The organism is Leifsonia sp. NPDC014704 (assembly GCF_043083605.1).
Taxonomy (GTDB): Bacteria; Actinomycetota; Actinomycetes; order Actinomycetales; family Microbacteriaceae; genus Leifsonia.
In genome coordinates, this window is record NZ_JBIBYW010000002.1 from 344769 (window position 1) to 367265 (window position 22497).

The 22497-nt window shown below is 68.1% G+C and carries 19 protein-coding genes and 1 tRNA gene; 9 read left to right on the forward strand and 11 right to left on the reverse strand.

Annotated elements, in window-relative coordinates; translation table 11 throughout:
• Window positions 1–11: 11 nt before the first annotated feature.
• On the reverse strand, window positions 12–1109 hold the full coding sequence (locus ACF1AJ_RS13165) for an alcohol dehydrogenase catalytic domain-containing protein (RefSeq protein ID WP_391507760.1): 1098 nt from the start codon (window positions 1107–1109) through the stop codon (window positions 12–14).
• Window positions 1110–1222: 113 nt separating this feature from the next.
• On the opposite strand from ACF1AJ_RS13165, the gene ACF1AJ_RS13170 reads away from it, so the two are divergent.
• Entirely contained in the window at window positions 1223–2647 is a 1425-nt protein-coding gene (locus ACF1AJ_RS13170; RefSeq protein ID WP_391507761.1) for a PucR family transcriptional regulator, read from the forward strand.
• Between the two features lie 294 nt (window positions 2648–2941).
• Here the strand turns inward: ACF1AJ_RS13170 and ACF1AJ_RS13175 are convergent, their stop codons facing one another.
• The 6 genes from ACF1AJ_RS13175 to ACF1AJ_RS13200 form a co-directional block, all read right to left on the reverse strand.
• Window positions 2942–3448 (reverse strand): hypothetical protein, encoded by a 507-nt coding sequence (locus ACF1AJ_RS13175; RefSeq protein ID WP_391507762.1) that lies wholly within the window; start codon window positions 3446–3448, stop codon window positions 2942–2944.
• The gene (locus ACF1AJ_RS13180; RefSeq protein ID WP_391507763.1) at window positions 3445–4053 is read right to left on the reverse strand and encodes an RNA polymerase sigma factor; all 609 of its coding nucleotides are present in this window, start codon (window positions 4051–4053) and stop codon (window positions 3445–3447) included. Before ACF1AJ_RS13180 ends, ACF1AJ_RS13175 begins: the two co-directional genes overlap by 4 nt.
• 257 nt (window positions 4054–4310) lie before the next feature.
• Window positions 4311–5180, reverse strand: a complete 870-nt coding sequence (locus ACF1AJ_RS13185; protein WP_391507764.1) for a class C sortase — start codon at window positions 5178–5180, stop codon at window positions 4311–4313.
• Window positions 5181–5356: 176 nt separating this feature from the next.
• Window positions 5357–6952 (reverse strand): SpaH/EbpB family LPXTG-anchored major pilin, encoded by a 1596-nt coding sequence (locus ACF1AJ_RS13190; RefSeq protein ID WP_391507765.1) that lies wholly within the window; start codon window positions 6950–6952, stop codon window positions 5357–5359.
• A gap of 97 nt (window positions 6953–7049) precedes the next feature.
• Window positions 7050–10055: a SpaA isopeptide-forming pilin-related protein gene (locus ACF1AJ_RS13195; RefSeq protein WP_391507766.1), complete on the reverse strand. Its 3006-nt coding sequence runs from the start codon at window positions 10053–10055 to the stop codon at window positions 7050–7052.
• A gap of 236 nt (window positions 10056–10291) precedes the next feature.
• Window positions 10292–10375 (reverse strand) — tRNA-Leu (locus ACF1AJ_RS13200).
• A 142-nt stretch (window positions 10376–10517) separates the two neighbouring features.
• Here ACF1AJ_RS13200 and ACF1AJ_RS13205 point away from each other — a divergent pair.
• The 7 genes from ACF1AJ_RS13205 (at window position 10518) to pknB (ending at window position 19451) form a co-directional block, all read left to right on the forward strand.
• Window positions 10518–11255, forward strand: coding sequence for an FhaA domain-containing protein (locus ACF1AJ_RS13205; protein ID WP_391507767.1), 738 nt, complete (start codon window positions 10518–10520; stop codon window positions 11253–11255).
• Window positions 11252–11848 carry an FHA domain-containing protein gene (locus ACF1AJ_RS13210; protein ID WP_391507768.1) on the forward strand — a complete coding sequence of 199 codons (597 nt, stop codon included), beginning with the start codon at window positions 11252–11254 and terminating at the stop codon, window positions 11846–11848. Before ACF1AJ_RS13205 ends, ACF1AJ_RS13210 begins: the two co-directional genes overlap by 4 nt.
• A 3-nt stretch (window positions 11849–11851) precedes the next feature.
• The gene (locus ACF1AJ_RS13215) at window positions 11852–13102 is read left to right on the forward strand and encodes a Stp1/IreP family PP2C-type Ser/Thr phosphatase (RefSeq protein WP_391507769.1); all 1251 of its coding nucleotides are present in this window, start codon (window positions 11852–11854) and stop codon (window positions 13100–13102) included.
• Window positions 13086–14492: an FtsW/RodA/SpoVE family cell cycle protein gene (locus ACF1AJ_RS13220; RefSeq protein ID WP_391507770.1), complete on the forward strand. Its 1407-nt coding sequence runs from the start codon at window positions 13086–13088 to the stop codon at window positions 14490–14492. Before ACF1AJ_RS13215 ends, ACF1AJ_RS13220 begins: the two co-directional genes overlap by 17 nt.
• 1 nt (window position 14493) lies before the next feature.
• Window positions 14494–15948, forward strand: coding sequence for a peptidoglycan D,D-transpeptidase FtsI family protein (locus tag ACF1AJ_RS13225; protein ID WP_391507771.1), 1455 nt, complete (start codon window positions 14494–14496; stop codon window positions 15946–15948).
• Window positions 15945–17678, forward strand: coding sequence for a serine/threonine protein kinase (locus ACF1AJ_RS13230; RefSeq protein WP_391507772.1), 1734 nt, complete (start codon window positions 15945–15947; stop codon window positions 17676–17678). Before ACF1AJ_RS13225 ends, ACF1AJ_RS13230 begins: the two co-directional genes overlap by 4 nt.
• Before the next feature lie 78 nt (window positions 17679–17756).
• The gene (gene pknB, locus ACF1AJ_RS13235) at window positions 17757–19451 is read left to right on the forward strand and encodes a Stk1 family PASTA domain-containing Ser/Thr kinase (protein ID WP_391507773.1); all 1695 of its coding nucleotides are present in this window, start codon (window positions 17757–17759) and stop codon (window positions 19449–19451) included.
• Between the two features lie 43 nt (window positions 19452–19494).
• On the opposite strand, the gene ACF1AJ_RS13240 is transcribed toward pknB, so the two are convergent.
• From ACF1AJ_RS13240 to ACF1AJ_RS13250, 3 genes are read right to left on the reverse strand one after another with little or no spacing between them, the layout of a single operon-like run.
• Window positions 19495–20133 carry a gamma-glutamyl-gamma-aminobutyrate hydrolase family protein gene (locus tag ACF1AJ_RS13240; RefSeq protein WP_309855516.1) on the reverse strand — a complete coding sequence of 213 codons (639 nt, stop codon included), beginning with the start codon at window positions 20131–20133 and terminating at the stop codon, window positions 19495–19497.
• Window positions 20130–20288, reverse strand: coding sequence for a hypothetical protein (locus ACF1AJ_RS13245; RefSeq protein ID WP_018189050.1), 159 nt, complete (start codon window positions 20286–20288; stop codon window positions 20130–20132). Before ACF1AJ_RS13245 ends, ACF1AJ_RS13240 begins: the two co-directional genes overlap by 4 nt.
• Window position 20289: 1 nt before the next feature.
• On the reverse strand, window positions 20290–21051 hold the full coding sequence (locus tag ACF1AJ_RS13250; protein WP_391507774.1) for a class E sortase: 762 nt from the start codon (window positions 21049–21051) through the stop codon (window positions 20290–20292).
• Between the two features lie 109 nt (window positions 21052–21160).
• Between ACF1AJ_RS13250 and ACF1AJ_RS13255 the strand changes: the two genes are divergently transcribed.
• Complete coding sequence (locus ACF1AJ_RS13255; RefSeq protein ID WP_018189048.1) at window positions 21161–21421, forward strand: cell division protein CrgA; 261 nt, start codon at window positions 21161–21163, stop codon at window positions 21419–21421.
• 210 nt (window positions 21422–21631) lie between these two features.
• Here the strand turns inward: ACF1AJ_RS13255 and ACF1AJ_RS13260 are convergent, their stop codons facing one another.
• On the reverse strand, window positions 21632–22489 hold the full coding sequence (locus ACF1AJ_RS13260) for a rhomboid family intramembrane serine protease (RefSeq protein ID WP_391507775.1): 858 nt from the start codon (window positions 22487–22489) through the stop codon (window positions 21632–21634).
• Window positions 22490–22497: the final 8 nt, after the last annotated feature.

Genomic DNA, 22497 nt, shown 5'->3' on the forward strand with positions numbered 1-22497 from the left:
GGGTTCGGGGGCTAGGGGATGAGGAGGGTGCGGAGCACGGAGCCGGCCTCGAGGTCGTCGAAGGCCTCCGCCGCCTCGGCGAGGGGACGCCGGCCCGAGATCAGCGGGTCGAGCAGCAGCTGGCCGTCCATGTAACGGTCGACCAGGGCGGGGATGTCGATGGACGGGCGCACGGAGCCGTAGTTCGACCCGAGGATGCGCTGGTCCGCCTCCGCCAGCACGAGCGGCTCGAACGACGCCTTCGCGCCGGTCGGCGGCAGGCCGACGATGACGGCGGCACCGCCGAGTCCGAGCATCCGGATCGCCTGCTCGGTCGTGGAGGTGCGGCCGATCGCGTCGAACGCGTAGTCGACGCCGTCCGGGATGAGTTCGAAGAGCTGCTCGACCGCATCCGCCCGGGAGGCGTCGATCCGGTCGGTGGCGCCGAACTGCAGGGCCATCTGGGTCTTGTCCGGGAGCACGTCGACCGCGACGATCCGCTCGGCCCCGGCCAGGCGCGCACCTTGCACCACGTTGAGGCCGACGCCTCCGCAGCCGATCACCGCCACCGTGGAGCCCGGCTCGACCGCTGCGGTGTTGAGCACCGCCCCGACGCCCGTCGCGACCGCGCAGCCGACGACCGCGATCACGTCGAGAGGCGCGTCGTCGCGCACCTTCACCGCGCCCGATGCCGGCACGACGACCTCTTCGGCGAATGACGAGACGCCCAGGTAGTGGTGGATGGTCTCACCGTCGCGCGAGAGGCGCGAGGTGCCATCGAACAGCACACCTTTCGGGGCGACGATGGTGGCGACCTTCTGGCAGCGCGCCTCGTGGCCGGAGCGGCAGTACCGGCAGTCTCCGCACGGCGGCACCCAGCTGAGGACGACGTGGTCGCCGACGGCCAGCGAGGTGACGCCCTCCCCGAGTTCGGTGACCACGCCGGAACCCTCGTGTCCCATGACGAGCGGCGCCGGGGCATCCCACTCGCCGCGCTTCACGTGCAGGTCCGAATGGCAGACGCCCGCCGCGGCGATGCGCACACGCACCTCTCCCGGGCCGGGTGCCGCGAGGTCCACCTCGGTGAACTGGATGGGCTCGGACGGTTCCGTGAAGACGACGGCCTGCATGGGTACTCCTTCGTGTGCGGGTCTCGCTCGATGCTAGGAAGCGCTCACGGCCGGTGTCATCCACAGAAAGTGTGGGTGCATCTCGCTGATTCGACATTCCGTACACTGAGGCCATGAGCCGCGACATAGCCTCCGTCGCGCGTTCCCTTCACGGCAGGCTGGTCGATGGCCGTCTCGACGCCGGGATGCGCGTGGATGCCGTGGTCGGCCTCGACGACTTCTCCGTCGTCGGCCACCCCGCGTTCGCGACGCTCGTCGTGGCGCCCGCCCGAGCCGCCGCGGCCGCGCTCAGCGCGGACGACGAGCGCGCGGAGGCGATCCGGCACGCCGTCATCGTCAGCCACGGCGCCGACCCGGCGCTTCTCCGGGCGCTCGACCGGACCGGCACGACCGCGATCGTCGGCACCTCGGCCTCCGACGCCCTCCTCGCCCCCAGCCTCACCGCCCTCCTGGCTGTGGACCAGGCCGCCGAGGATCGTGCGGTCACCAGCGCCATGAAGGTGCTGACCCTGGCCGCCCGCCGTGGCGGCGTCTCCGGCGTCGTGGCCGAGCTGGCGCACCGCATCGACGGCTGGGCGGTCCTCCTCGACCGGCACGGTCAGGTCATCACCAGCGCGGGCGCCGGCGGCCTGCACGTACAGGACGCGATGGCCGTCGCTCTCTCCCGTCCGGTGCGTGTGCGCCACCGCTCGCTGCAGGTGCACACCGTCGGCTCCGGCGAGGACCTCTCGGCCCGGCTGGTCGTCAGCCCGCGGACGGAGTCGTCGAGCCGCGCCCGCGAACTCGGGTCGCAGGCGGCCGCGCTGCTCGACCTGGTGCTCCGGACGGACGACCCGACCCGCACCGAACGGCTCGGGCGCGCGGTCATGATCGACGCGCTGCTCACCGGCGGCCCGCCCGCCGTCTCCCTCCTGCGGAAGTGGGGCGTGCACGAGAGCTCGCTGACCGCGTTCGCCCTGACCGCGCGGTCCGCATCCGTCGAAGTGGAGCGGCTGGTATCGCACTGGCTCGACGAACTGGGCGCCGCCCACATCCACACCGAGAGTCAGGGCCTCGTGACCGGGTTCCTCCGCGACGACCACGTGGATGCGGTCGCAGCCCGCGTGGAGGCGTACTCGTCCGCGATGTTCCTGGGCGTGGGCACGCCGGCGCCGACCGACGCCCTGGCCGGGAGCGCGGCCGAGGCACGGCATGCGGTCGAGTCGGCACGGGCGGAGGGCCGGCGCGTGGTCCGCTACCGATCCATCCCCACCATTTCGCTCGTCCTCGACCGGCTCGACGGCGACGATGCGCGACGCATCGCGCGGTTGCTCGACCCGCTGCGGGATGCGGCGGGCCGCCACGGCGAGCTGACCGAGACGCTCCGGGTGTTCCTCGCCGAGAACGGCGCCTGGGGCGCCACCGCTGAGCGTCTCGGCGTCCACCGGCAGACGCTCACCGCGCGCATCCACCGCGTCGAGGGCCTTCTGGGGCTTTCGCTCGCCGACGCGGACGACCGCACGGCGGCCTGGCTCGCTCTGCGCGCACTGCACGCGTGAGCCGAGCCCGGCGCGGGCCGAACGGCCCCGCTCAGCTCTCGCCCGTGAGTGCCTGCTGGATGAGCGCCGTCATGTCGATGGGCTCCGTGGGCGGCAGCTCCAGCGCTGCCGGGTCGATGGTCTTCATGGCGACTCCTTCTTCTTTGTCTGGCTTCTCTGTCTTGCTTCTCTGTCTGTCGTCGGCTCGTCGTTCTCGGATGTGAGGCCGGGAGGTGCCCGCCGCCGCCTTCCCCCAGGCGTCTGATGCGGCGGGCACCGTCCCTTCTCCCGCGCGCGGTGGAGTACCCCTTCTCATCACTCGCGCGGGATCGTGAGGCCCAGTCGCGAGCACAGCGCGCTGAGGGCCTGGTCGGAGGGGAACACGGCCAGTCGCCCGTCGGGCAGCTGGCAGGTCTCGAGGTGGGGCACCGGATACTCCGCCGTGCTGGAGGACCCTTCCGGTGAGAACACGCCGGTGCGCCAGGTGGCCGCGCACATGTCCTCGGCCAGACGGATGCGCGCGTCGAGTGCGTTCGGAGTCTTCTCGTCGAGGTCGGCGGTCACCATCACCGAGGTGCCGTGACGGGAGTTCAGGTCGGCAGCCGCGTAGCAATCGGTGACGTTGTTGATCCGGCCTTGGGAGGCGAGGGCGACGGCGATCGCGCCGGCCGTGGTCCCGGCGACGATGGCGCCGGCCACTCCGATGGCGATGATGCGGTGCTTGCGGGTCCGGCGGCGGTCGTCGACGGCGATGGTTTCGAACAGGTTCGCCTTGATCTGTTCGAAGCGCTCGTCGGTGGGCAGGAGGTCGTGATGGGTCATGGCATCCCCCTGAGGGTGCGGAGTTCGTTCCGGAGGCGCCCGCGGAGCCGGGAGAGGCGGTTGCGGACGGCGCCCTCGCTCAGGCCCACCTGGCGGGCTGCCTCCTCATAGCTGTGATCGCCTCGGATGCACAGCTCGAACACGGTGCGGTCGAGCTCAGTGAGCGCGGCGACCACGGATTCGACGTAGGCGAGCAGCTGGCCGCGTTCGGCGAGCTCCTCCGGCCCCGGACGGGCGTCGGCGAGTGATCCGTCGACGGGGCTGTCGCTTCGGCGCTTCTCCACCACCTGGAGGGAGCGGCGACGGTTGGCGATCAGGTTGCGGCTGGTGACGAGCAGCCAGGGAAGGACCGACTCGCCGGCGATGGCGATGGTCGCCCGTTTGCGCCAGAGGGTGACGAAGACGTCCTGGCTGATCTCCTCCACGTCCTCGCGGGGTTCGAGGCGCGCGGCGGTGTAGGCGTAGACGACGCGGCTGTACCGGTCGTAGAGGGCGGCGAGCGCAGCCTTGCTGCCGTCGGCGAGTCGGCGCAGCAGGTCGAGGTCCGTCGGAACGGACTCCTCCCCCGCATCCGCAGCACGGTGCGGCTCGGCCAACTCGCTCATATCCAGGAAATGTGTCCCCCCGCCGAATCCTCTCAACGAATGTCGAAATCGGTCCGCTTCTACCTCGGTGGGGCAGAACGGGCGTGCTCGGCAGGGGGTCGGGCACTATTCGCTTCGGGGCGAAGTCGATTGTGTCCGGGAGAACCGCCGCTGCGACCGCGTCCCGCATTCTTCCCGGAACGCGAAGCTGACCGATTTCCGGACCATCGTTCGCGGGCCGGTCCACGGTGCTTGCGGGGGGCGGGACGCCGCCCGGGTCACTGCCGCTCGGACGCCCGACGGAGACGACTGTTGCGACGTTTGTCTCGCTGTGCGAATGCCTCTGCGGGCTGCCTGCGGCCCGCGAACCAGGTGTACAGGGCGATCAACACGATCGCGCCGAGGTAGAACACGGCCCACCAGGGGAACTGGAGCACGGCCGTGGCGCTCTTGGCCGCCGCCTTCTCTTTGGGCGGCGTGGGGGTGATGCGCTCGCCCGTTACCAGGATGCGGTGCGTGTTGATTCCCAGCGGTGTGCATGTCACCAGGGTCACGAGGTCTTCTCCGGCCCTCTGGCGAAGTGTCGTTGTATCACCGGGATCGACGACTCGGGTGTCGATCACCTGGTAGGTGAGCACCTGGCCGAAGGTGGTCAGAGTGAACCGGTCGCCGATCGTGATCTTGTCGAGATCGGTGAACATCGTGGCGTCGGCCAGTCCTCGGTGCGCCGTGATCACCGAACGGGTGTCCTTTCCCCCGACCGGGAGCGAGGTTCCTTGCAAGTGCCCGGCACCCTCGGCCAGGGTCGCTTCGCTTGTACCGTGATAGATCGGAAGATCGGCGTTGATCTTCGGGATCTGGATGCGGGACATTGTCCGGGTGGGTGTGTCGAGCATTTTCCAGTAGTCGAACTCGGAGGAACTGGTCTTGCCGCTTCCTGTAGGGACGTTGGTATTCGCTTCGAGGACCGCGCCACTGGAAAGCGCCTCGTTATAGCGGTGCGCCTCGGCGAGCTGCTGAGAGGCCTTCGGCTTGAGCCGGCTGATCGAGTCGCTGTATTTGCTGATGACGAGCGACTGGTTGTAGGCGGACAGCCAACTCGCGGCCGGTGAGTAGGCGAGCACTGTCGCTCCGACGATGGCGAGCACCGCCGTGATGATGAGCAGCGCCCCCGGGCGCCAGCGGCGGCGAGGAATGGCATGACGGGAACGTCGACGGGACATGATCTCGGGTTCGGGTATTCGGCGTGCCGCCGGTGGAATGGAAAGCGATGGGGGAGCGGGTCGTGGTGCCGACCCGCTCCCCTCTTTTCGAGTGCGGTTTGTTACGCGCTCTCGTCCGTGGCAAGGCGGCGACGGCGGATCATCATCACACCGCCGAGGGCGACGACGATGAGCGCGATGCCGCCAACCGTGAGGGCGATCTGGACGCTGGAGCCCGTGAAGGGGAGCTCCGGGACGCCCTGCTGGACGTTCTCGATCTTGGTCAGCGGAACGGATCCGTTGGCGCCCGTCTTGACCATGACTGCGGTCAGCGCCGCCGTGCCGGAGGGCAGCACGAAGCCGTTGGGAGCGGCGATCTCCTCCAGCACGTAGCAGCGCTGCTGGAAGTCGTGGCCCGCCTTGGTGGTGTTGGACACCGTGCCGTCCGCGGCGACCGTGGTCTCGGTGTCACCGATCCACAGGCCGGGAATGAAGACCGAGCCGGAGTTGTCCGAGACGGCCTCGTACGCGTTACCCGTGGCCGGGTCGTTCACCTTGGTCAGACCGGTGATGTCCGCCGTGCACTGGCCCTGCTGGTCGGTCGTGCCCTGGTAGACGTGGAACTTCGCACCCTTGAGGCCGTCGTTCGTGTCGGCCTTATTGACCTTCTGAACGGTCAGGTCACCCCAACGGGTGGCCTTCTCGGTCGAGGGGGAGCCGTCGCCCGTGTTCGGCGCGCCGGGGGTGAGCTGGAAGTCGTTCAGGTTCACGTACGCCGTGTTCTTGATCTCGCCCGGAGCGTTCACCTTGGCCTGAAAGCCGACGACGATGTTCTGACCCGCCTGGAGCTTGGCCAGGCCAGCCGGAGTCAACGTGACCACGAGCTTCTGCCCGGTCCAGACCGCGTCGTAGTCGGTGCCCGACGTGAAGATGGTCGATCCCATCTTCACGGTGACCGCCGCGGTCGTGATCGGGGTGAGCTTGGTGTCGAGGTCATCCGTCACGGTGAACTTCTTGTAGGTGTCGCCCGTCGCGAGTGCAGGAACGAGCTGCGTGACCTCGTACTTGACCGGTGCGCCGAGCACGGCGCCACTGCCCTCCTGGTCGACCACGTTCTTCTTCGGGCCCTCGGCGGTCGTGTTCTTGGGGTAGACGTTGACGTCGTAGACCCAGTTGCCGTTGGACACCTTGTGGTCTTCCGGCGTGGGCAGAGTCACGATGAACGGCGCAGCCTTGTCAACGATGTTCGCGGGCGCCGAGATCTCTCGCACGAAGTACGGGCCGAGCGGCAGCTTGGCCGACGTCGCGGTGCCGGTGGCGTCGGTCGCCGGGAGGCTCGTGCAGCCGCTGAGCGTGTAGGAGCCGAGGGTGGTGACCCCCTGCGCTGCCGCCGCGAGCTTCTGAGCTGTGGTGATCGCATTGACCTTGTCCCACCCGGCGTTGGTGTTGTCGAACAGGTCGATGCCGTCGATCGTGCAGTACTCGAAGACGACACCGGCGATCGGTGCGGTGTCCGGTGCCTTGCCGGTGCCCGAAGGGTTCTGGTCACCGTTCCCGGGGTTCGCGTACTTGTGGACGATGATCGAGCCCTGCTTCGTCTCGTCGATGGAGGCGGCGTTGGCCGCGCCCGCCGCTGCGAGCGCTCCGAGCACGCCCAGGGTGAGGGCGGTGCCGGCGGCAAGGGCTCTGCGCCCTCGAAGCCGTGTGATTGCGGTCATTTCGGGTTGTTCCTTTCTTTGCGTGAATACGCGATGCGACGTCTCACTGATAGAGACGGAGTCCGAGTCGTTTTACGACGCGGTGGACGGACGCCTTTTACGCGCTCTTGCGGCGCCGGAGGTACTGCCAGGTCACGAGCCCGAGAACCGTGGCCAGCAGGCCGCCACCCGTGAAGGTCAGCAGGTCTGTGCCGAGACCGCCCGTGAAGGGGATGGCCGGCACCGGCATCTGCTTGTTCACCACGTCGGGCAGCGCGACGGTGGTCGACGCGGCCGTGATCGTCACGGGGATCGGTGTCTTGCTGAGGAGGAAACCGGTCGGAGCCTTGGTCTCGACAAGGCTGTAGGTGCCGGGACCGAGGTTGGTCAGCCGGAACACCCCGCCGACGGGATCAATGTCCGCGCCCATGCAGAGACCGGCAGCTGCCGCGACGCAGTCGTCCACGACGATCGCCGGACCGGTCGGCTTACCCGTCCCGTCCACCGGGGTGAACGTCCACGCAGCTCCGGCGAGGATGTTCGCAGCGGCTGAGGAGTCGACCTTGTGCCAGAGGACGTCCTTGACGGTCACGTCCACCGTCCAGGTGCACGCGGGATCGGAGGACCCCGCCGTGCAGTTCCCGACCGGAGACACGATTGTGTTCTTCATCGAGTGGTCGCCCGGATCCGGATTCTTCACCGTCACGGAGTACGTGATCGTCGCCGTCTGGCCGGGCGCCAGACCGCCCGACCAGGCCAGTGTCGGACTCTGGAAGGCTGCCGTTCCGACCGAGGCGGCGTGGTCGTTGTTGTACGTCGCGTCCTTGAGCACATCGCTCAGGTCGTCGGTCAGAGAGGCCTTGTCGTACGCCAGACTGCCCGTGTTCTTGACCGCGATCGAGTAGCCGACTTTGTCACCCGGGAAGGCGGTCTGTACAGGAGAGGTCTTGGCGTAGGCGAGCGAGCACTGCGATGCGTCAGCACGCACGTCGAACTTCGCCCCACCGGTGGTGTTCCCCCCAGGTGCGTCGCTGCCTGCCGTGGAGGTGGTCACCGCGGTGGCCGTGTTCGAGAGCGTGAGCGGAGCCGCGGCATCGCAGGAGACCGGAGGGGCGACGGTCTGGAAGCACATCTGCGGCGGGTCGCCCTTCCAGGTGAGGGACATCTGACCGTTCACGACACTCGCGGGATCCTTGATCCCGTTGATTGTCACCTCCGCCTCGATCGAGGTGACCGAAGTCGGGACTCCGGAGATGTCCATGGTCACGCCTGCGGGCAGCGTCACCTTGTCGAAGCCGGTGATGACGTTGTTGTTCTGGTCCCGCAAGGTGATCGTGGAGTTCGCATAGGACGCCGCCTCCACTCCGCTCAGGGTGAGTTTGTCCCACCCGCGGAAGGCGCCGGAGTCGCCGCAGTAGTAGGTGGTCGGATCGACCGTCATCCTCGTCGGCCCGGACATGGCCAGACATCCGCCGCCGGTGAGCGCGTTGAACAAGCGGATCTGACCCGCGTCACCGTTGGCCACCAAGCAATTCGGCGCGACATCGGTGGCGGTGCGGACCGTATAGTTCCATCGGTTGGGCACGGGAGTGAAGCCCGAGCAGGCCGGAACCTTCGCCGCTCCGGAGTAGCTGCCGAAGTCAAGGCAGATCACGGTGTCGCCCGACGCGAGGTACACCTTCGAGCCGACGGTGAACGCGTCGCCCGCGGTCGTAGACCCGCTCACGTTGAAGTGGGCGCCGGTCCCCGTGTACGGATTGTTGCTCTGCACCACGCCCGCGAGGTTCCAGCACACATCGCCCCCGGCGCCCCCGGCGTTGCCGATCGCGCAGACCCCGGTCACGGCTCCCGAGGTTGAGAGCACCGGCGCGAAGGTCGAGGCGCCGTCCGTCGGAAGGGGGGCCGACGCGACAGGCCAGCTGCCCGAGCACAATGCCGAGGCGCTGGTGTTGTAGCAGTATGTCTTCCAAATACTGGATCCGATGCCGGACACCGTCGGAATACTGGTGAAGACGTAGTCGCCGAAGGTCGCCTCCGAGATACGGACGTCAACGGCCCCGGTCACCGAGCTCAGCTGGGTGGAGCCGCATCCGGTGCCCGTTGCCGGGTTGACACAGACCAGCCAAACGCCCGCCGTGGTTACCGTGGTCGCGTACATTTTCCCGTTCGAGGCAGCCAGCGCGGTGCTTCCGATCATCGCACCGATGCTGCCGTTGGCGTCGGCACCGTTCGCGGCCGCGAGTGGTGCGAAACCACAGCTCACCGGCGTGGGGAGCGACAGGTCGAGACATCCTGTCCCTGAGGGTCCGATGTTCGGCCAGGTGCCCGTGCCCTGCAACCAGAACAGCTTGTTCCCCGAAATCCAGGTGCCGCCCTGCCATGCCGTGAACCCGGTGTACCCGGTCCCGGTGCCGATGGCCGTTCCCACCGTCGACGACCAGTACTGGTTGTTCGCGTTCGTCGGCCAGCCCGGACACGTGGTCCCATCCGCCCACTTGGCGCAGTACACGACGGCACCGGTGCGGTGGTGATAGACGCCGTACACGAGGTCTCCCCGCACCACGACGTTGTACGCGTCACCACCGGAGGTCTGCACCGTCGTCGAGCTGGGCGCCGGGAACTTCACCGACACCTGCTGCGTCCCCTGCGGCACCACGGTGCCCGTGAACCCCAGGCCGTTGGCGTTCGCTGGCGGAGTGCCGCTTGCCCAGGTGGCCCCCGCGTCGGTGCTGTACTGCGGAGTCAGAGCGCCCTCACCGTTCGGGTTCGGTGGCAGTTGCAGCGACCCCGGCACGTACGTGCCGGCGTTCGCGATCACATCCTTCATGTTCACCGAGGCGTTCGCCGACGTGTTGTTCTGGTACGACACCACCCACTTGAGCGTGTCTCCTGGCTTCGCCGTCCCGGTCTTCGCACCCCCCGGCGCATCCGATGACGCAGCGATGGAATTGTTCACCGTATTGGTCCCGGTCTTGAATACCGTCGAAACCGATGTGGCCGCCGCGTTGGAGAAGTACTGCGGCAGGATGAGCGCGCTCAGCAGGGCGCCGACGCCGACGCAGGCGGCGATGAGGCCCAGGAGTCGCGACCGGCGGGAGGCGAGGACGCGACGTGAGACCATCATCGGCTGGTCCGTCCTCGCTGGGCGGAGCCGTCTGGAGACGTTCGCGTGCGTGGGTGGGCAGCACGGGGGGCCCTGTCGGTGACAGTCAGGTTCATTTCGGGTGATCCTCTGATTTCCAAGTGGCCGATGGAGGCCTTCACCCGTACAGACGCGCGATGCGCGCATTCATTACGCATCAACGAAAAAACGGCTGAGGCCCCGGGGATACCGGGGCCTCAGCCGTTGTCATTCGTCCGTGCGCGAGGGGGGACTTGAACCCCCACGCCCTTGCGGGCACTGGCACCTGAAGCCAGCGCGTCTGCCAATTCCGCCACTCGCGCGAACCCAGGAACTCTAACACGACGCCGTGATCCTTCACGAATCCGGGCGTCCTCCGCAGGGCTGATCTTCACCGTATAGCCAGTCCCTTTTCCAGGGTTCCGACTAACATGCATGTAGTCATCGAGCCGGAAGCGGGAGACTGTGGGCATTCTGGACAACTTCGAGCGGGGGCTCGAGCGCGCCGTCAACGGCGCGTTCGCGAAGACCTTCCGCTCCGGGCTGCAGCCGGTCGAGCTCACCAGCGCGCTCCGCAAGGAACTCGACACCAAGGCCGCCGTAGTCGCGCGCGACCGCGTCCTCGCCCCCAACAGCTTCGTGCTGCGGATGTCGTCCGCCGACTACGCGCGCATGCGGTCGATGGGCGCGGCCCTCACCGACGAGCTGATCGACTTCGTGCAGAAGCACGCGGCGAGCCAGCACTACGCGTTCGCCGGCGGCATCTCCATCGACCTCGCGGAAGACCCGGACCTGTCGGTCGGGATGCTCCAGGTCGAGTCCGAGAACGTGAAGGGCGACGTCGCCTGGACCCCGGTCCTCGACATCAACGGCAAGCACTACCCGCTCACCCACTCCCGCACCGTCGTCGGGCGCGGGGCGGACGCCGACATCACGGTCGATGACACCGGCATCTCCCGCCGGCACGTCATGATCACGTGGGATGGCCGCCGCGCCCAGGTGGAGGACCTCGGCTCGACCAATGGCACCAAGCTCGACGGTGAGCCCCTGCGCAAGGCGATCCTGGAGCCCGAGTCCGTCGTCACCCTCGGCCGCACCCGCATCGTGTTCCGCGTGCTCCCCCAGGCGGCGCCCGCTCCTGGTGGCCGTGCGGAGGACGCCACCCGGCGACACGACGTCGGCAACTTCTGGAGCCCCTCGTGAACCCGAGCGAGCTGACCCTGCTGGTGCTGCGGTTCGGCTTCCTCCTGGTGCTCTGGTTGTTCGTCTTCGGCATCGTGTACGCACTGCGCAGCGACATGTTCGGCCAGCGCGTCCGGAAGCTGCCCGAGTCTGCGCAGCCCGCACCCGCATCCGCGTCGCCGTTCCCGGCGGCGGCCGCGGCGAGCGCCCCCGCCGCCGCAGCGCCCGCCGGCCCCACGGAGCCCGTGATGAAGTCGGCACCGGTCTCATCGCTGCCGTCCGGCGCCAACCGAGCGGGCGGCCACACGAACGCGAGTGTGCAAAGTGCGCACCGCCTCGTCATCACGTCCGGACCGCGCGCCGGGACCGAGCTCCCGCTCGGCCGCGATCCCATCACCATCGGCCGCTCCGGCGAGTCGAACCTCGTCATCCGCGACGACTACACCTCCACCCACCACGCCCGCCTGCTCCTCTGGAACGACGAGTGGATGATCCAGGATCTCGACTCCACCAACGGCACGTTCCTCGACGGCCGCCGGGTGACCGTCCCGACCCAGGTCCCGCTCGACACGCCGATCAAGATCGGCACGACCACGTTCGAGCTGCGGCGGTAGACGGTGGCGGCGAACAAGGCGGCGGCCCTCTCCCACGTCGGGAAGATCCGCTCGAACAACCAGGACTCGGGCTACGCCGGCCGGGATCTGTTCGTCGTCGCCGACGGCATGGGCGGCCACGCGGGGGGTGACGTCGCCTCGGCGATCGCCGTCACCCGCATCCGCGAGGCCGACCGCGAGTACGCCTCCGCCTCCGAAGCCGAGTTCGCCCTGCAGTCCGCCTTGATCGCCGCCAACTCGCTCCTCGCCGAAACCGTGTTCGAGCATCCCGAGCTGACCGGCATGGGCACCACCGTCAGCGCGATGGTGCGCGTCGGCGACCAGATCGCGTTCGCCCACATCGGCGACTCACGCATCTACCTGTACCGCGACGGCGAGCTCAAGCAGGTCACGACCGACCACACCTTCGTGCAGCGCCTCGTCGACAGCGGCCGCATCACCGAGGAGGAGGCGATGGTCCACCCTCGCCGCTCGGTGCTGATGCGGGTGCTGGGCGACGTGGATGCGTCCCCCGAGATCGACACCTGGACGCTCGACACGCGCCCGGGCGACCGCTGGCTGATCTGCTCCGACGGCTTGAGCGGCGTGGTGAAGCACGACGACATGCTGGCGGCGCTCGCGTCGAAGGACGGCCCGAAGCAGGTCGCCGACCGGCTGCTGAAGCACAGCCTCGACGCCGGCGCCCCCGATAACGTCACCGTGGTCATCGTCGACATCGCCGACACGTCCCGCGGCGAGGTGCTCAAGGAGCCGGTCACGGTCGGGTCGGCCGCGTCGCCGCTCCAGTTCGGCGCGGAGCCGAAGCCGACCACCCGCGCGGCGCGCCTTCCCGGACTGCGCCTGCACCCGATCCGCCCGGCTACAGGCCCCACCCACTTCGAGCCGCAGTCCGAGGACTACCTCGACGAACTGATCGAGGAGGACGCCCGGCGCGTGCGGCGCCGCCGGCTCACCTGGATGATCGGCCTCATCCTGCTGGTCGTCGCCATCGTGCTCGCCATCTTCTTCGGCTACCAGTGGACGCAGTCCCGCTACTACGTGGGCATGTCGCCCGACCGCCACGTCGCGATCTACCAGGGAGTCCAGCAGGGCATCGGGCCCATCAGTCTCTCGCATCTGTACGAGGAGTCCGACGTGAAGGTGGACGACCTCCCCGAGTACGACAAGCAGCAGGTGGAGCAGACCATCAACGCCGACGACCTTCCGGCGGCCAAGACGATCGTGGAGCAGTTGAGCGATGCCGGCGGACAGTAGAACGGCCGCGCGCGAGCAGGCGACGCCGACCCGGAACGCGACCGGGCCGGTGAAGCGGCTGCGCCTGCCGGCGAAGCTCCGCAACCGTGAGCTCTTCCTTCTCCTCATCGCGTGCGCGATCAACGCGGCGGCCGTGGTCCTGGTGCAGCTGGGCGCCCTCGGACACGTCGACCTCACGCTCGTCTATCTCGGCGCCGGGCTCTCGGCACTGGTGCTGGGGATGCACATCGCGCTCCGGTTCGTCGCCCCGCAGGCCGATCCGTTCCTGCTGCCGATCGCGACCCTGCTGACCGGCATCGGCATCGCCGAGATCTACCGAATCGACATCCATTACAAGGACGCCGGGTGGGACAGCGCGGGCGTCAAGCAGATCGTGTGGAGCGCCATCGCGATCATCTGCGCGATCCTCGTCGTGGTCCTCATCCGCAACCACCGCATCCTGCAGCGCTACACCTATCTCTTCGGGTTCGCCGCGCTCGTGCTCCTGCTACTGCCCATGCTCCCGGGCATCGGCCGCGAGATCTACGGCGCCCGCGTGTGGATCGGGATCGGCCCGTTCAGCTTCCAGCCGGGCGAGATCGCGAAGATCTGCCTCGCGATCTTCTTCGCCGGCTACCTGGTCCAGGCGCGCGACTCCCTCTCCATGGTGGGCAAGAAGTTCCTCGGGATGCGGTTCCCGCGCGCTCGAGACCTGGGGCCGATCCTCATCGTCTGGCTGATGTCGATGGCCGTCATCGTCTTCCAGCGCGACCTCGGAACCGGTCTGCTCATCTTCGGCCTGTTCCTCGTCATGCTCTACGTCGCCACCGCTCGCATCAGCTGGGTGATCCTCGGCCTTCTGCTCATCGTCGGCGGCGCCGTCGTGGCCAGCCAGGTGCTCCCGTACGTGCACGACCGGTTCGCGAACTGGCTGACGCCGTTCTCCCAGGGTGTCTACGACGCGCAGGGCGGCAGCTTCCAGCTGGTGCAGGGACTGTTCGGTCTCGCGCACGGCGGGCTGATCGGAACCGGTCTCGGCCAGGGCCAGCCGTGGATCACTCCCGTCTCGCAGAGCGACTACATCATCGCGAGCCTGGGCGAGGAGCTCGGCCTCGCCGGCATCTTCGCCATCTTCGCGCTGTACCTGGTGTTCGTCGCGCGCGGCCTGCGCATCGGCTTCGCGGGGGCGGACGACTTCGGCAAGCTGCTCGCCGTCGGCCTGTCGTTCACCGTGGCGCTGCAGTGCTTCATCGTGATCGGCGGTGTGACCCGCGTCATCCCGCTCACCGGCCTCACGACACCGTTCCTCGCCGCCGGCGGGTCGTCCCTGGTCGCCAACTGGATCATCGTGGCACTGCTGCTGCGACTGTCCGACACCGTCCGCAATCAACCCCGGCTGGTGGTGAGCTGAGATGAATCGCGAGATCAAGCGCGTCAGCACGATCGTGCTGGCGATGTTCCTGGCGCTGCTGGTGTCCACCTCCATCCTCCAGGTGTTCCAGGCGGATGCGCTGGGCGCCGATGCGCGCAACACGCGTGCCCTGAACGACAGCTACTCCGCGCAGCGCGGCGCGATCCTGGTCGCGGGGCAGCCGATCGCGCAGTCCGTGCCGTCCAATGACGTCTACAAGTGGCAGCGCGTCTACAGCAACGGTCCGCTGTACTCGGCCGTGACGGGCTTCTTCCCGATCAACGGAGAGCCGACCGGCCTCGAGGGAGCCCTCAACTCGAAGCTGAGCGGCTCGTCGAACTCGCAGTTCTTCGAGCGCGTCAACGCCATCCTGACGGGCAAGAACCCGCAGGGCGCGACGGTCGAGACGACGATCGACCCGGTGGCACAGCAGGCGGCGTGGGATGCGCTCGGCGACTACCAGGGCGCCGTGGTGCTGCTGCAGCCCAAGACCGGGAAGATCCTGGCGATGGTCTCGAAGCCCACGTACGACCCGAACACCCTGGCGTCGCACGACGGCAAGGCCGTGGAGTCGACCTACGACCAGCTCCTCGCCGCCCCGGGCGACCCGCTCATCAACCGGACGATCGGCGGAGACCTGAACCCGCCTGGATCGACGTTCAAGCCGGTGATGAGCGCTTCCGCCTTCGGCACAGGGCAGTACACGAAGGACAGCCAGCTCCCCAATCCGGCCTCCCTCCCGCTGCCCGACTCCCCCACCGTCGTCAAGAACGACTCGCTCACGACCTGCGGGCCGGGCGCGACGGTCTCGATCGCGACGGCGCAGATCCTGTCGTGCAACATCCCGTTCGCGGAGCTCGGGATGCAGCTCAAGCCCGAGGTCATCAAGGACCAGGCCGACAAGTTCGGGTTCAACCAGTCGTTCAACATCCCCATCCCGGTCGAGAAGAGCGTCTACCCGCTCTATCCCGACGCGGCCGAGCGCGCGCTGGGCTCCTTCGGCCAGAAGGACGACCGCGCGACGCCGCTGCAGATGGCGATGGTCTCGGCGGCGATCGCCAACGGCGGCACGCTGATGACCCCGAACCTGGTGGACTCCATCCGGTCACCCGATCTGCAGACGCTGGAGAGCTTCCAGCCCAAGGAGTTCTCGCAGCCGCTGAGCCAGCAGAACGCCGACACCATCAAGCAGATGATGGTCGACGGCGTCGATCACGGCGTGGCGAGCAATGCAAGAATAGGTGGGGTTCAGGTCGGCGGTAAGACGGGCACGGCGCAGAACGGGGATGACGACCCCTACTCGCTGTGGTTCACCGGTTTCGCGCCGGCGAACGACCCGGAGTTCGCTGTGGCTGTAGTTGTCGAAAATGGCGGTGGACAGGGTCAGAGCGGCACGGGTAACTCCATCGCCGCTCCGATCGCGAGGAAAGTACTAGAGGCGGTGCTGAATAAATGAGACCCACAGCAGGGCTCACCTTCGGGGGACGTTACGAGCTGCAGTCGCGGATCGCGATCGGCGGTATGGGCGAGGTGTGGCAGGCCACCGACCTCGTCATCGGTCGTACCGTCGCCATCAAGATCCTGAAGGACGAGTACCTCGGCGACCCGGGCTTCCTCGAGCGCTTCCGTGCGGAGGCGCGCCACGCCGCACTCGTCAACCACGAGGGCATCGCCAACGTGTACGACTACGGCGAGGAGGACGGAAGCGCGTTCCTGGTCATGGAGCTCGTCCCCGGCGAGGCGCTCTCGAGCATCCTGGAGCGGGAGCACGTCCTCAGCACCGACCGGACGCTCGACATCGTCGCCCAGACGGCCGCCGCCCTGCACGCCGCTCACGCCGCCGGTCTCGTCCACCGCGACATCAAGCCGGGCAACCTCCTCATCACGCCCGACGGGCGCGTCAAGATCACCGACTTCGGCATCGCCCGGATCGCCGACCAGGTGCCTCTCACCGCGACCGGCCAGGTCATGGGCACCGTGCAGTACCTCTCGCCCGAGCAGGCCTCCGGTCACCCCGCCTCGCCGACCACCGACATCTACTCGCTCGGCATCGTCGCGTACGAGTGCCTGGCCGGCAGACGGCCGTTCACCGGCGAGTCGCAGGTCGCCATCGCCATGGCGCAGATCAACGAGGCGCCGCCGGAGCTCCCCGCCACCGTCGCGGAGCCCGTGCGCAACCTCGTATTCGCGTGCATCGCCAAGAACCCGGCCGACCGCCCCGCCTCTGCCGCCCACCTGGCGCGTGCCGCCCAGGCGCTCCGCCGTGGCGACGTGCGCGCCGCCGCCCAGTCCGTGCCCGCCATCCTCGGCGGTGCGGCCCTGACCGATGCCGCGACCGTCCTCATGCAGCCGCCCGCGGCTCCGACGGCCGCCACCACCGTACTCCCGGCGACCGCCGTCGCGCCCGTCGTCGACGAGGAGGCCGCCGCCCCCGTCGAGGAGCGCAAGCGCAGCCGCTGGACGTGGCCGCTGATCGCGCTCATCGCCCTGCTCGCGCTGGTCCTGATCGGCACGATCATCACGCTGGTCGTCGCGCCGAAGACGGCTCCGACGCCCACGCCGTCGACCACTCCGACGCAGACGCAGCCGACATCGCCGAAGCCCACCCCGACACCCACCAGCAACACGGTCCAGATCACGGAGAGCGACTTCCTCGGCCTCACCGCCGACCAGGCCCGCGACAAGCTGCAGGGTCTCGGGATGGTCGCGGACGTCTCGCAGGGCAACGCGGCGACCACCAACGACCAGGCCAACAAGGTCTACTCGGTCAACCCGACCGGCCCGGTGCCGAAGGGCTCGACCGTCTCGGTGAAGGTCTACGGTCCTGTCGCGCCGATCCCGACGCCGACCGACACCGTCTCGGCCACGCCGCCGTCGGGTCAGGGCACCCCGAACTCGCAGATCACGGTCAACTTCGGTTCCGCCACCTGCCCCGCAGGACAGAACCTGGTCGGCCGCCGCCTGTACATCAACGGGCAGCCGCAGACGCCGGTCAACGACACCAAGATGGTGTGGTCGCCGAGTACCGCGGCGACGTACCAGCTGACGTACACGATCTTCTGCGGCGAGTCGGTGGAGTCGAGCCAGTCGCCCGCAACGTCGTACGAGGTTGTCGGATCCACTTCGACTCCCCCTGCCGGCGGCGGTGGCGGGACCACGGGCGGCGGCACTACGGGCAAAGGCTGAGCAGCCGAATACACCCGAGGAGACATCCAGAATCGCCCCGCTACACTAGCCGGAGTCGTCACCGAGAAGGAGTTCGCATTGAGCCCAGATAGCCGCCTGCTCGCAGGCCGATATCAGGTGGGCGAACTCATCGGCCGGGGCGGTATGTCGGACGTCCATCGCGGCACCGACACCCGCCTGGGCCGCACGGTCGCCATCAAGCTGCTCAAGCCGTCCCTCGCCACCGACCCGGCGTTCCGCACCCGGTTCCGGCAGGAGGCGCAGGCCGCCGCGCGCATGACGCACCCGACGATCGTCCGTGTCTTCGACGCCGGCGAGGAGACGGTGCGCGAGCCGAACGGCCACGAGGCGCAGCTGCCCTTCATCGTCATGGAGTACGTCGACGGCGTCCTCCTCAAGGACCTCATCAAGAAGGGCCCCCTGGAGCGCGCGGAGGCCGTGCGCATCACCGAGGGCATCCTCACCGCGCTCGAGTACTCGCATCGCGCCGGCGTCGTGCACCGCGACATCAAGCCGGGCAACGTGATGATCACGAAGACCGGACAGGTGAAGGTGATGGACTTCGGCATCGCCCGAGCCATCAGCGACTCTTCGGCGACCGTGGCGCAGACCACTGCGGTACTCGGCACGGCCAGCTACTTCTCTCCGGAGCAGGCCAAGGGCGAGTCCGTCGACGCCCGCACCGACCTGTATTCGACCGGCGTGGTGCTGTTCGAGATGCTCACAGGGCGTCCGCCGTTCCGCGGCGACACCCCGGTCGCGATCGCGTACCAGCACGTCAGCGAGACCGCCGTCCCGCCGAGCACCATCAACCCCAAGGTGTCGCCGGCGATGGATGTCGTCGTCGCCCGCGCGATGACCAAGGACCGCTTCGAGCGCTACCAGACGGTGGCGGAGTTCCGAGCCGACCTCGAAGAGGCCGCCGCGGGCCGCATCCCGAAGCGCAAGCACGAGGACGAGCTGGCCGAGACCCTGTTCGGCGCTCCGCCGAGCGCCGTCTCCGGTCCGGAGGCCGCGTTCCGTCAGCTGGCTGAAGACCAGACCATGACGCGCACCCAGCGTCGCCCACCGGTGATCTGGATCTGGGCGGGCATCGCGATCATGGCGGTCGTCATCGTGGCCGTACTCGCCTGGGTGCTGCGGCTCGCGCCGAGCACGACCATGCCGGACTCGTCGCACAAGGTGCCGAACCTGTCGGGCCAGACGCTGGACAAGGCCACTGCGCAGCTCGACGACATGAAGTTGAAGTGGGCGCAGGTCACCGAGGCCAGCCCCACTTACGCCGAGGGCCAGGTGATCCGGACGGATCCGGGTGCCGGCATCGTGGTGGCGTCCGGCGACACCATCACGCTCTACGTCTCGACCGGCAAGAAGACCGTCACCGTCCCGGATGTCCACAACATGACCGTGGATGCTGCAACGCAGGCGCTGCAGCAGGCCGGTCTCACCGTCGGTCCGACGACCTCGGAGAACTCTGCCAGCGTGCCTGCGAACGTGGTGATCAAGACGGATCCCGCCGCCAACACCTCGGCGCACGAAGGCGACGCCATCGGCCTCCACGTGTCGAGCGGCAAGGTGACGCTGACCGATCTGACCGGTCAGACCATCCAGGCTGCCACGGGGATCCTGTCGCAGCTCGGACTGACCGGTAATCCGAAGCCGGATCCCAGCTGCCCGCAGGACAAGGGCGCGACGATGGTGCACACCCAGTCAGTCGCTCCGGGCGACGTGCCGCAGGGCACGACGGTCGACCTCACGTACTGCTCGGGCTGAGTTCGGGCAGCCGGCGGCGTTCGCGCCTACGACCGCGCCTGGGTCAGCCCAGCTTGACGAGCGGGTTCAGCGAGCGGGATGCCTCCGCGGCGCCCGCCAGACCGGCAACCTCGAGCCAGTTGCCGAGCATCCGGTAGCCACCCTCGGTGAGCACCGACTCCGGGTGGAACTGGACGCCGTAGATCGGCGCGTCTGCGTGCTGCAAAGCCATGATCACGCCGCCGGCGGTGCGCGCGGTCACGTGAAGATCCTCGGGGAGCGTCCCGTCGACCACGGCCAGCGAGTGGTACCGCGTGGCTGTGAACGGCTGAGCGACCCCGTCGAAGAGGGCGCTGTCGTCGTGGGTGACCTGCGAGGTCTTGCCGTGCATCAGCTCTTCGGCGTTGGTGACCACGCCGCCGAACGCCTCCGCGATGGCCTGGTGCCCGAGGCACACCCCGAGCAGCGGCTGGCCGGTGCGCAGAGCCTGCTCGACAGCCGGGATGGAGACTCCCGCGTCGGCCGGCTTGCCCGGTCCCGGTGAGACGAGCACGGCGTCGTACTCGGCGAGCTTCGCCGGGAGGTCGGCTACGGCCACATCGTCGTTGCGCACGACGTCGGTCTCCGCGCCGAGTTCGCGCAGGTAGCCGTTCAGCGTGTAGACGAAGCTGTCGTAGTTGTCGATGACGAGTACGCGAGTCACGGGCCCACGGTACCTTCCTGCGGCCCGAGGAGCGAATCCACCCAGGGGAACACCCAGGTGACCAGGGCGAACAGCACCACGGCCACGAGGACGAGCAGCAGGATGATGCGCAGCCAGACCGGACCGGGCAGCACACGCCACAGAGCTCCGTACATGTCAGCCTCCCTGCCCGACCGCTGCGGCGATCTCGCTCGGAACGTCCTGCGGTGGTGCGAACGACTGGAAGACGTTGTAGGCGATGAGCCGCTCGCCCGCGTGGAACGGCGGATTGCAGGTCGTGATGGTCATGAGCCGCTCGGTCGGGGTGGCCTGCGGCTGACGGGGCACGGGCAGCAGGACCTGCACGGCCGAGGGCTGCACGTACTCGAAGTTGCGGAAGGTGTACGTGTACCAGCCGTCGGCGGTCTGCACGTAGATCCGGTCGCCGATTCGCAGCTTGGAGAGGTCGATGAAGGTGTTGCCCCACCCCGAGTCGTGGCCGGCGACGGCGAAATTGCCGACCTGACCGGGCAGCTGCGTGTCGATGTAGTGGCCGACCCCCGCGGTGTAGCTGTTGAGAACGCGTTCGACATCGACGGTCTGTCGGATGGTCCGCTTCCAGTCCGGCCCGAGCCGCGGAATATAGATGACCGCGAACGGCTGATACGGAGCGGGCTTGGCCATCACGGGCGGGTCGACCTGTGCGGTCGAGGTCTCGGGCGCGGGCTTCGGCGCCTTCATGGCGTCGTCGATCCACTTCTGGCTCTGCTGGGCGGCGGCGTTCGTCTGCTGGCCGGCCAGTACGAGGTTGTTCCACCAGATCTGCCAGCCGAGGAACAGCAGGACCAGGACTCCGGCCGTGATCAGCAGCTCGCCGAGGACGCCGACCACCGTCGGTCGGCGATGCGGCCGTCCGGCGCGGGTTCCCCTCGAAGTCACGTCGCTGATTCTAGGGATGCTCGCTGAGAATCGTCACGGTTGTCCACAGGCCTCCCCCCGGACGGGGGGATCAGCGTCCTCGGGAGCATCCCCGCTACACTGTGGTGCTATGGCACGCAGCAAGTCCAAGACCAGAACCGAGCGCCCCGTCCGCGCCGAGCGCAGCGCCGCGGCATCCGGCGAAGAGGCTCCGAACCCCGTATGGTTCAAGCCGGTCATGTTCGGCTTCATGCTGCTCGGCCTGATCTGGATCATCGTCTTCTACGTCAGCCAGAACCAGTACCCCATCCCCGCGCTCGGCGCGTGGAACATCCTCGTCGGCTTCGGCATCGCGTTCATCGGCTTCCTGATGACTACGCGCTGGCGGTAGCCCGCGACTCTCCGTGTCTTGTGAGGCCCGGGACGGCGTCAGCCGCCCCGGGCTTCGTGTTTTCCACAGTTCTCCACAGGCGCCTGTGAACAGTTGCCGCGCGTTCGACGCTGATTTCCCCAGTGTTAATAAGCCTGTGGAGAGTTACAGGGGTGTAATTCCTCACAATGTTAATAAGCCTGTGGATAACTTATCCACGCCGTGTGGGAACTACACGAAGAAGTGGATGACGCTCACGGCGACGAAGACGAGGCACAGCAGAACGAGGAGCGGCAGCTGCCAGCGTCGCCGCTGCGGCTGCCGGGTCTCCACATAGATGAGTCCGACGAGGACGCCGCCGATCAGTCCGCCGACGTGCGCCTGCCACGCGATGTTGAACCCCGGGAGGAATCCGATGCCGAGGTTGATCGCCAGCAGCACGAGCATCTGGGTCGCGCTTCCGCCCAGACGGCGCTGGATGATGAAGAAGGCACCGAACAGACCGAAGATCGCGCCGGAGGCCCCGAGGACGGGTTGGACCGGCGAGGCCAGCAACAGGACGCCCAGCGATCCCGCGAACCCGCTGATCAGGAAGAGGGCCAGGTAACGCGCGCGACCGAGCAGGGGCTCGAGGGCCATCCCGAAGATGAACAGCGTGTACATGTTCAGGGCGATGTGGATGATGTTGGCGTGCGCGAACACGCTGGTGAACATCCGCCACGGCTCGAAGCCCACGCCGAACGTCCCGCTCGGATACGAGTACGCCCCGGCGTACACCAGCGCCGAATTGACCGGGAGGCCGAGCAACGAGCCCAGGGTCTGAACGATGAACACGAGCACGCAGACCGCGATGATCGCGTAGGTGACGACCGGAGCGCCGGAGCCGGTGAGCCGCGTCACCCACGCCGACTTCGTCCGCGGGTGGGTAGCGCGCTGCTGCGCCATGCATTCCGGGCAGACGACCCCGACCGCTGCCGGGGTCTGACATTCACCGCAGATCGTCCGGCCGCACCGCTGGCAGAGCACATAGCTCTCCCGATCGGGATGCCGGTAACAGTAGTTGGCGCGCGCGTCGACGGGCTGAGTCATGTGTCCTG

Bases quoted from the DNA above. Each gene is read 5' to 3' on its own strand.
- ACF1AJ_RS13225 (WP_391507771.1), top strand. From the start codon at position 14,494: ATGAATCGCGAGATCAAGCGCGTCAGCACGATCGTGCTGGCGATGTTC.
- ACF1AJ_RS13175 (WP_391507762.1), bottom strand. From the start codon at position 3,448: ATGACCCATCACGACCTCCTGCCCACCGACGAGCGCTTCGAACAGATC.
- ACF1AJ_RS13230 (WP_391507772.1), top strand. From the start codon at position 15,945: ATGAGACCCACAGCAGGGCTCACCTTCGGGGGACGTTACGAGCTGCAG.
- ACF1AJ_RS13165 (WP_391507760.1), bottom strand. From the start codon at position 1,109: ATGCAGGCCGTCGTCTTCACGGAACCGTCCGAGCCCATCCAGTTCACC.
- ACF1AJ_RS13245 (WP_018189050.1), bottom strand. From the start codon at position 20,288: ATGTACGGAGCTCTGTGGCGTGTGCTGCCCGGTCCGGTCTGGCTGCGC.
- ACF1AJ_RS13195 (WP_391507766.1), bottom strand. From the start codon at position 10,055: ATGATGGTCTCACGTCGCGTCCTCGCCTCCCGCCGGTCGCGACTCCTG.
- ACF1AJ_RS13255 (WP_018189048.1), top strand. From the start codon at position 21,161: ATGGCACGCAGCAAGTCCAAGACCAGAACCGAGCGCCCCGTCCGCGCC.
- ACF1AJ_RS13180 (WP_391507763.1), bottom strand. From the start codon at position 4,053: ATGAGCGAGTTGGCCGAGCCGCACCGTGCTGCGGATGCGGGGGAGGAG.
- ACF1AJ_RS13260 (WP_391507775.1), bottom strand. From the start codon at position 22,489: ATGACTCAGCCCGTCGACGCGCGCGCCAACTACTGTTACCGGCATCCC.
- ACF1AJ_RS13170 (WP_391507761.1), top strand. From the start codon at position 1,223: ATGAGCCGCGACATAGCCTCCGTCGCGCGTTCCCTTCACGGCAGGCTG.
- ACF1AJ_RS13220 (WP_391507770.1), top strand. From the start codon at position 13,086: ATGCCGGCGGACAGTAGAACGGCCGCGCGCGAGCAGGCGACGCCGACC.
- ACF1AJ_RS13190 (WP_391507765.1), bottom strand. From the start codon at position 6,952: ATGACCGCAATCACACGGCTTCGAGGGCGCAGAGCCCTTGCCGCCGGC.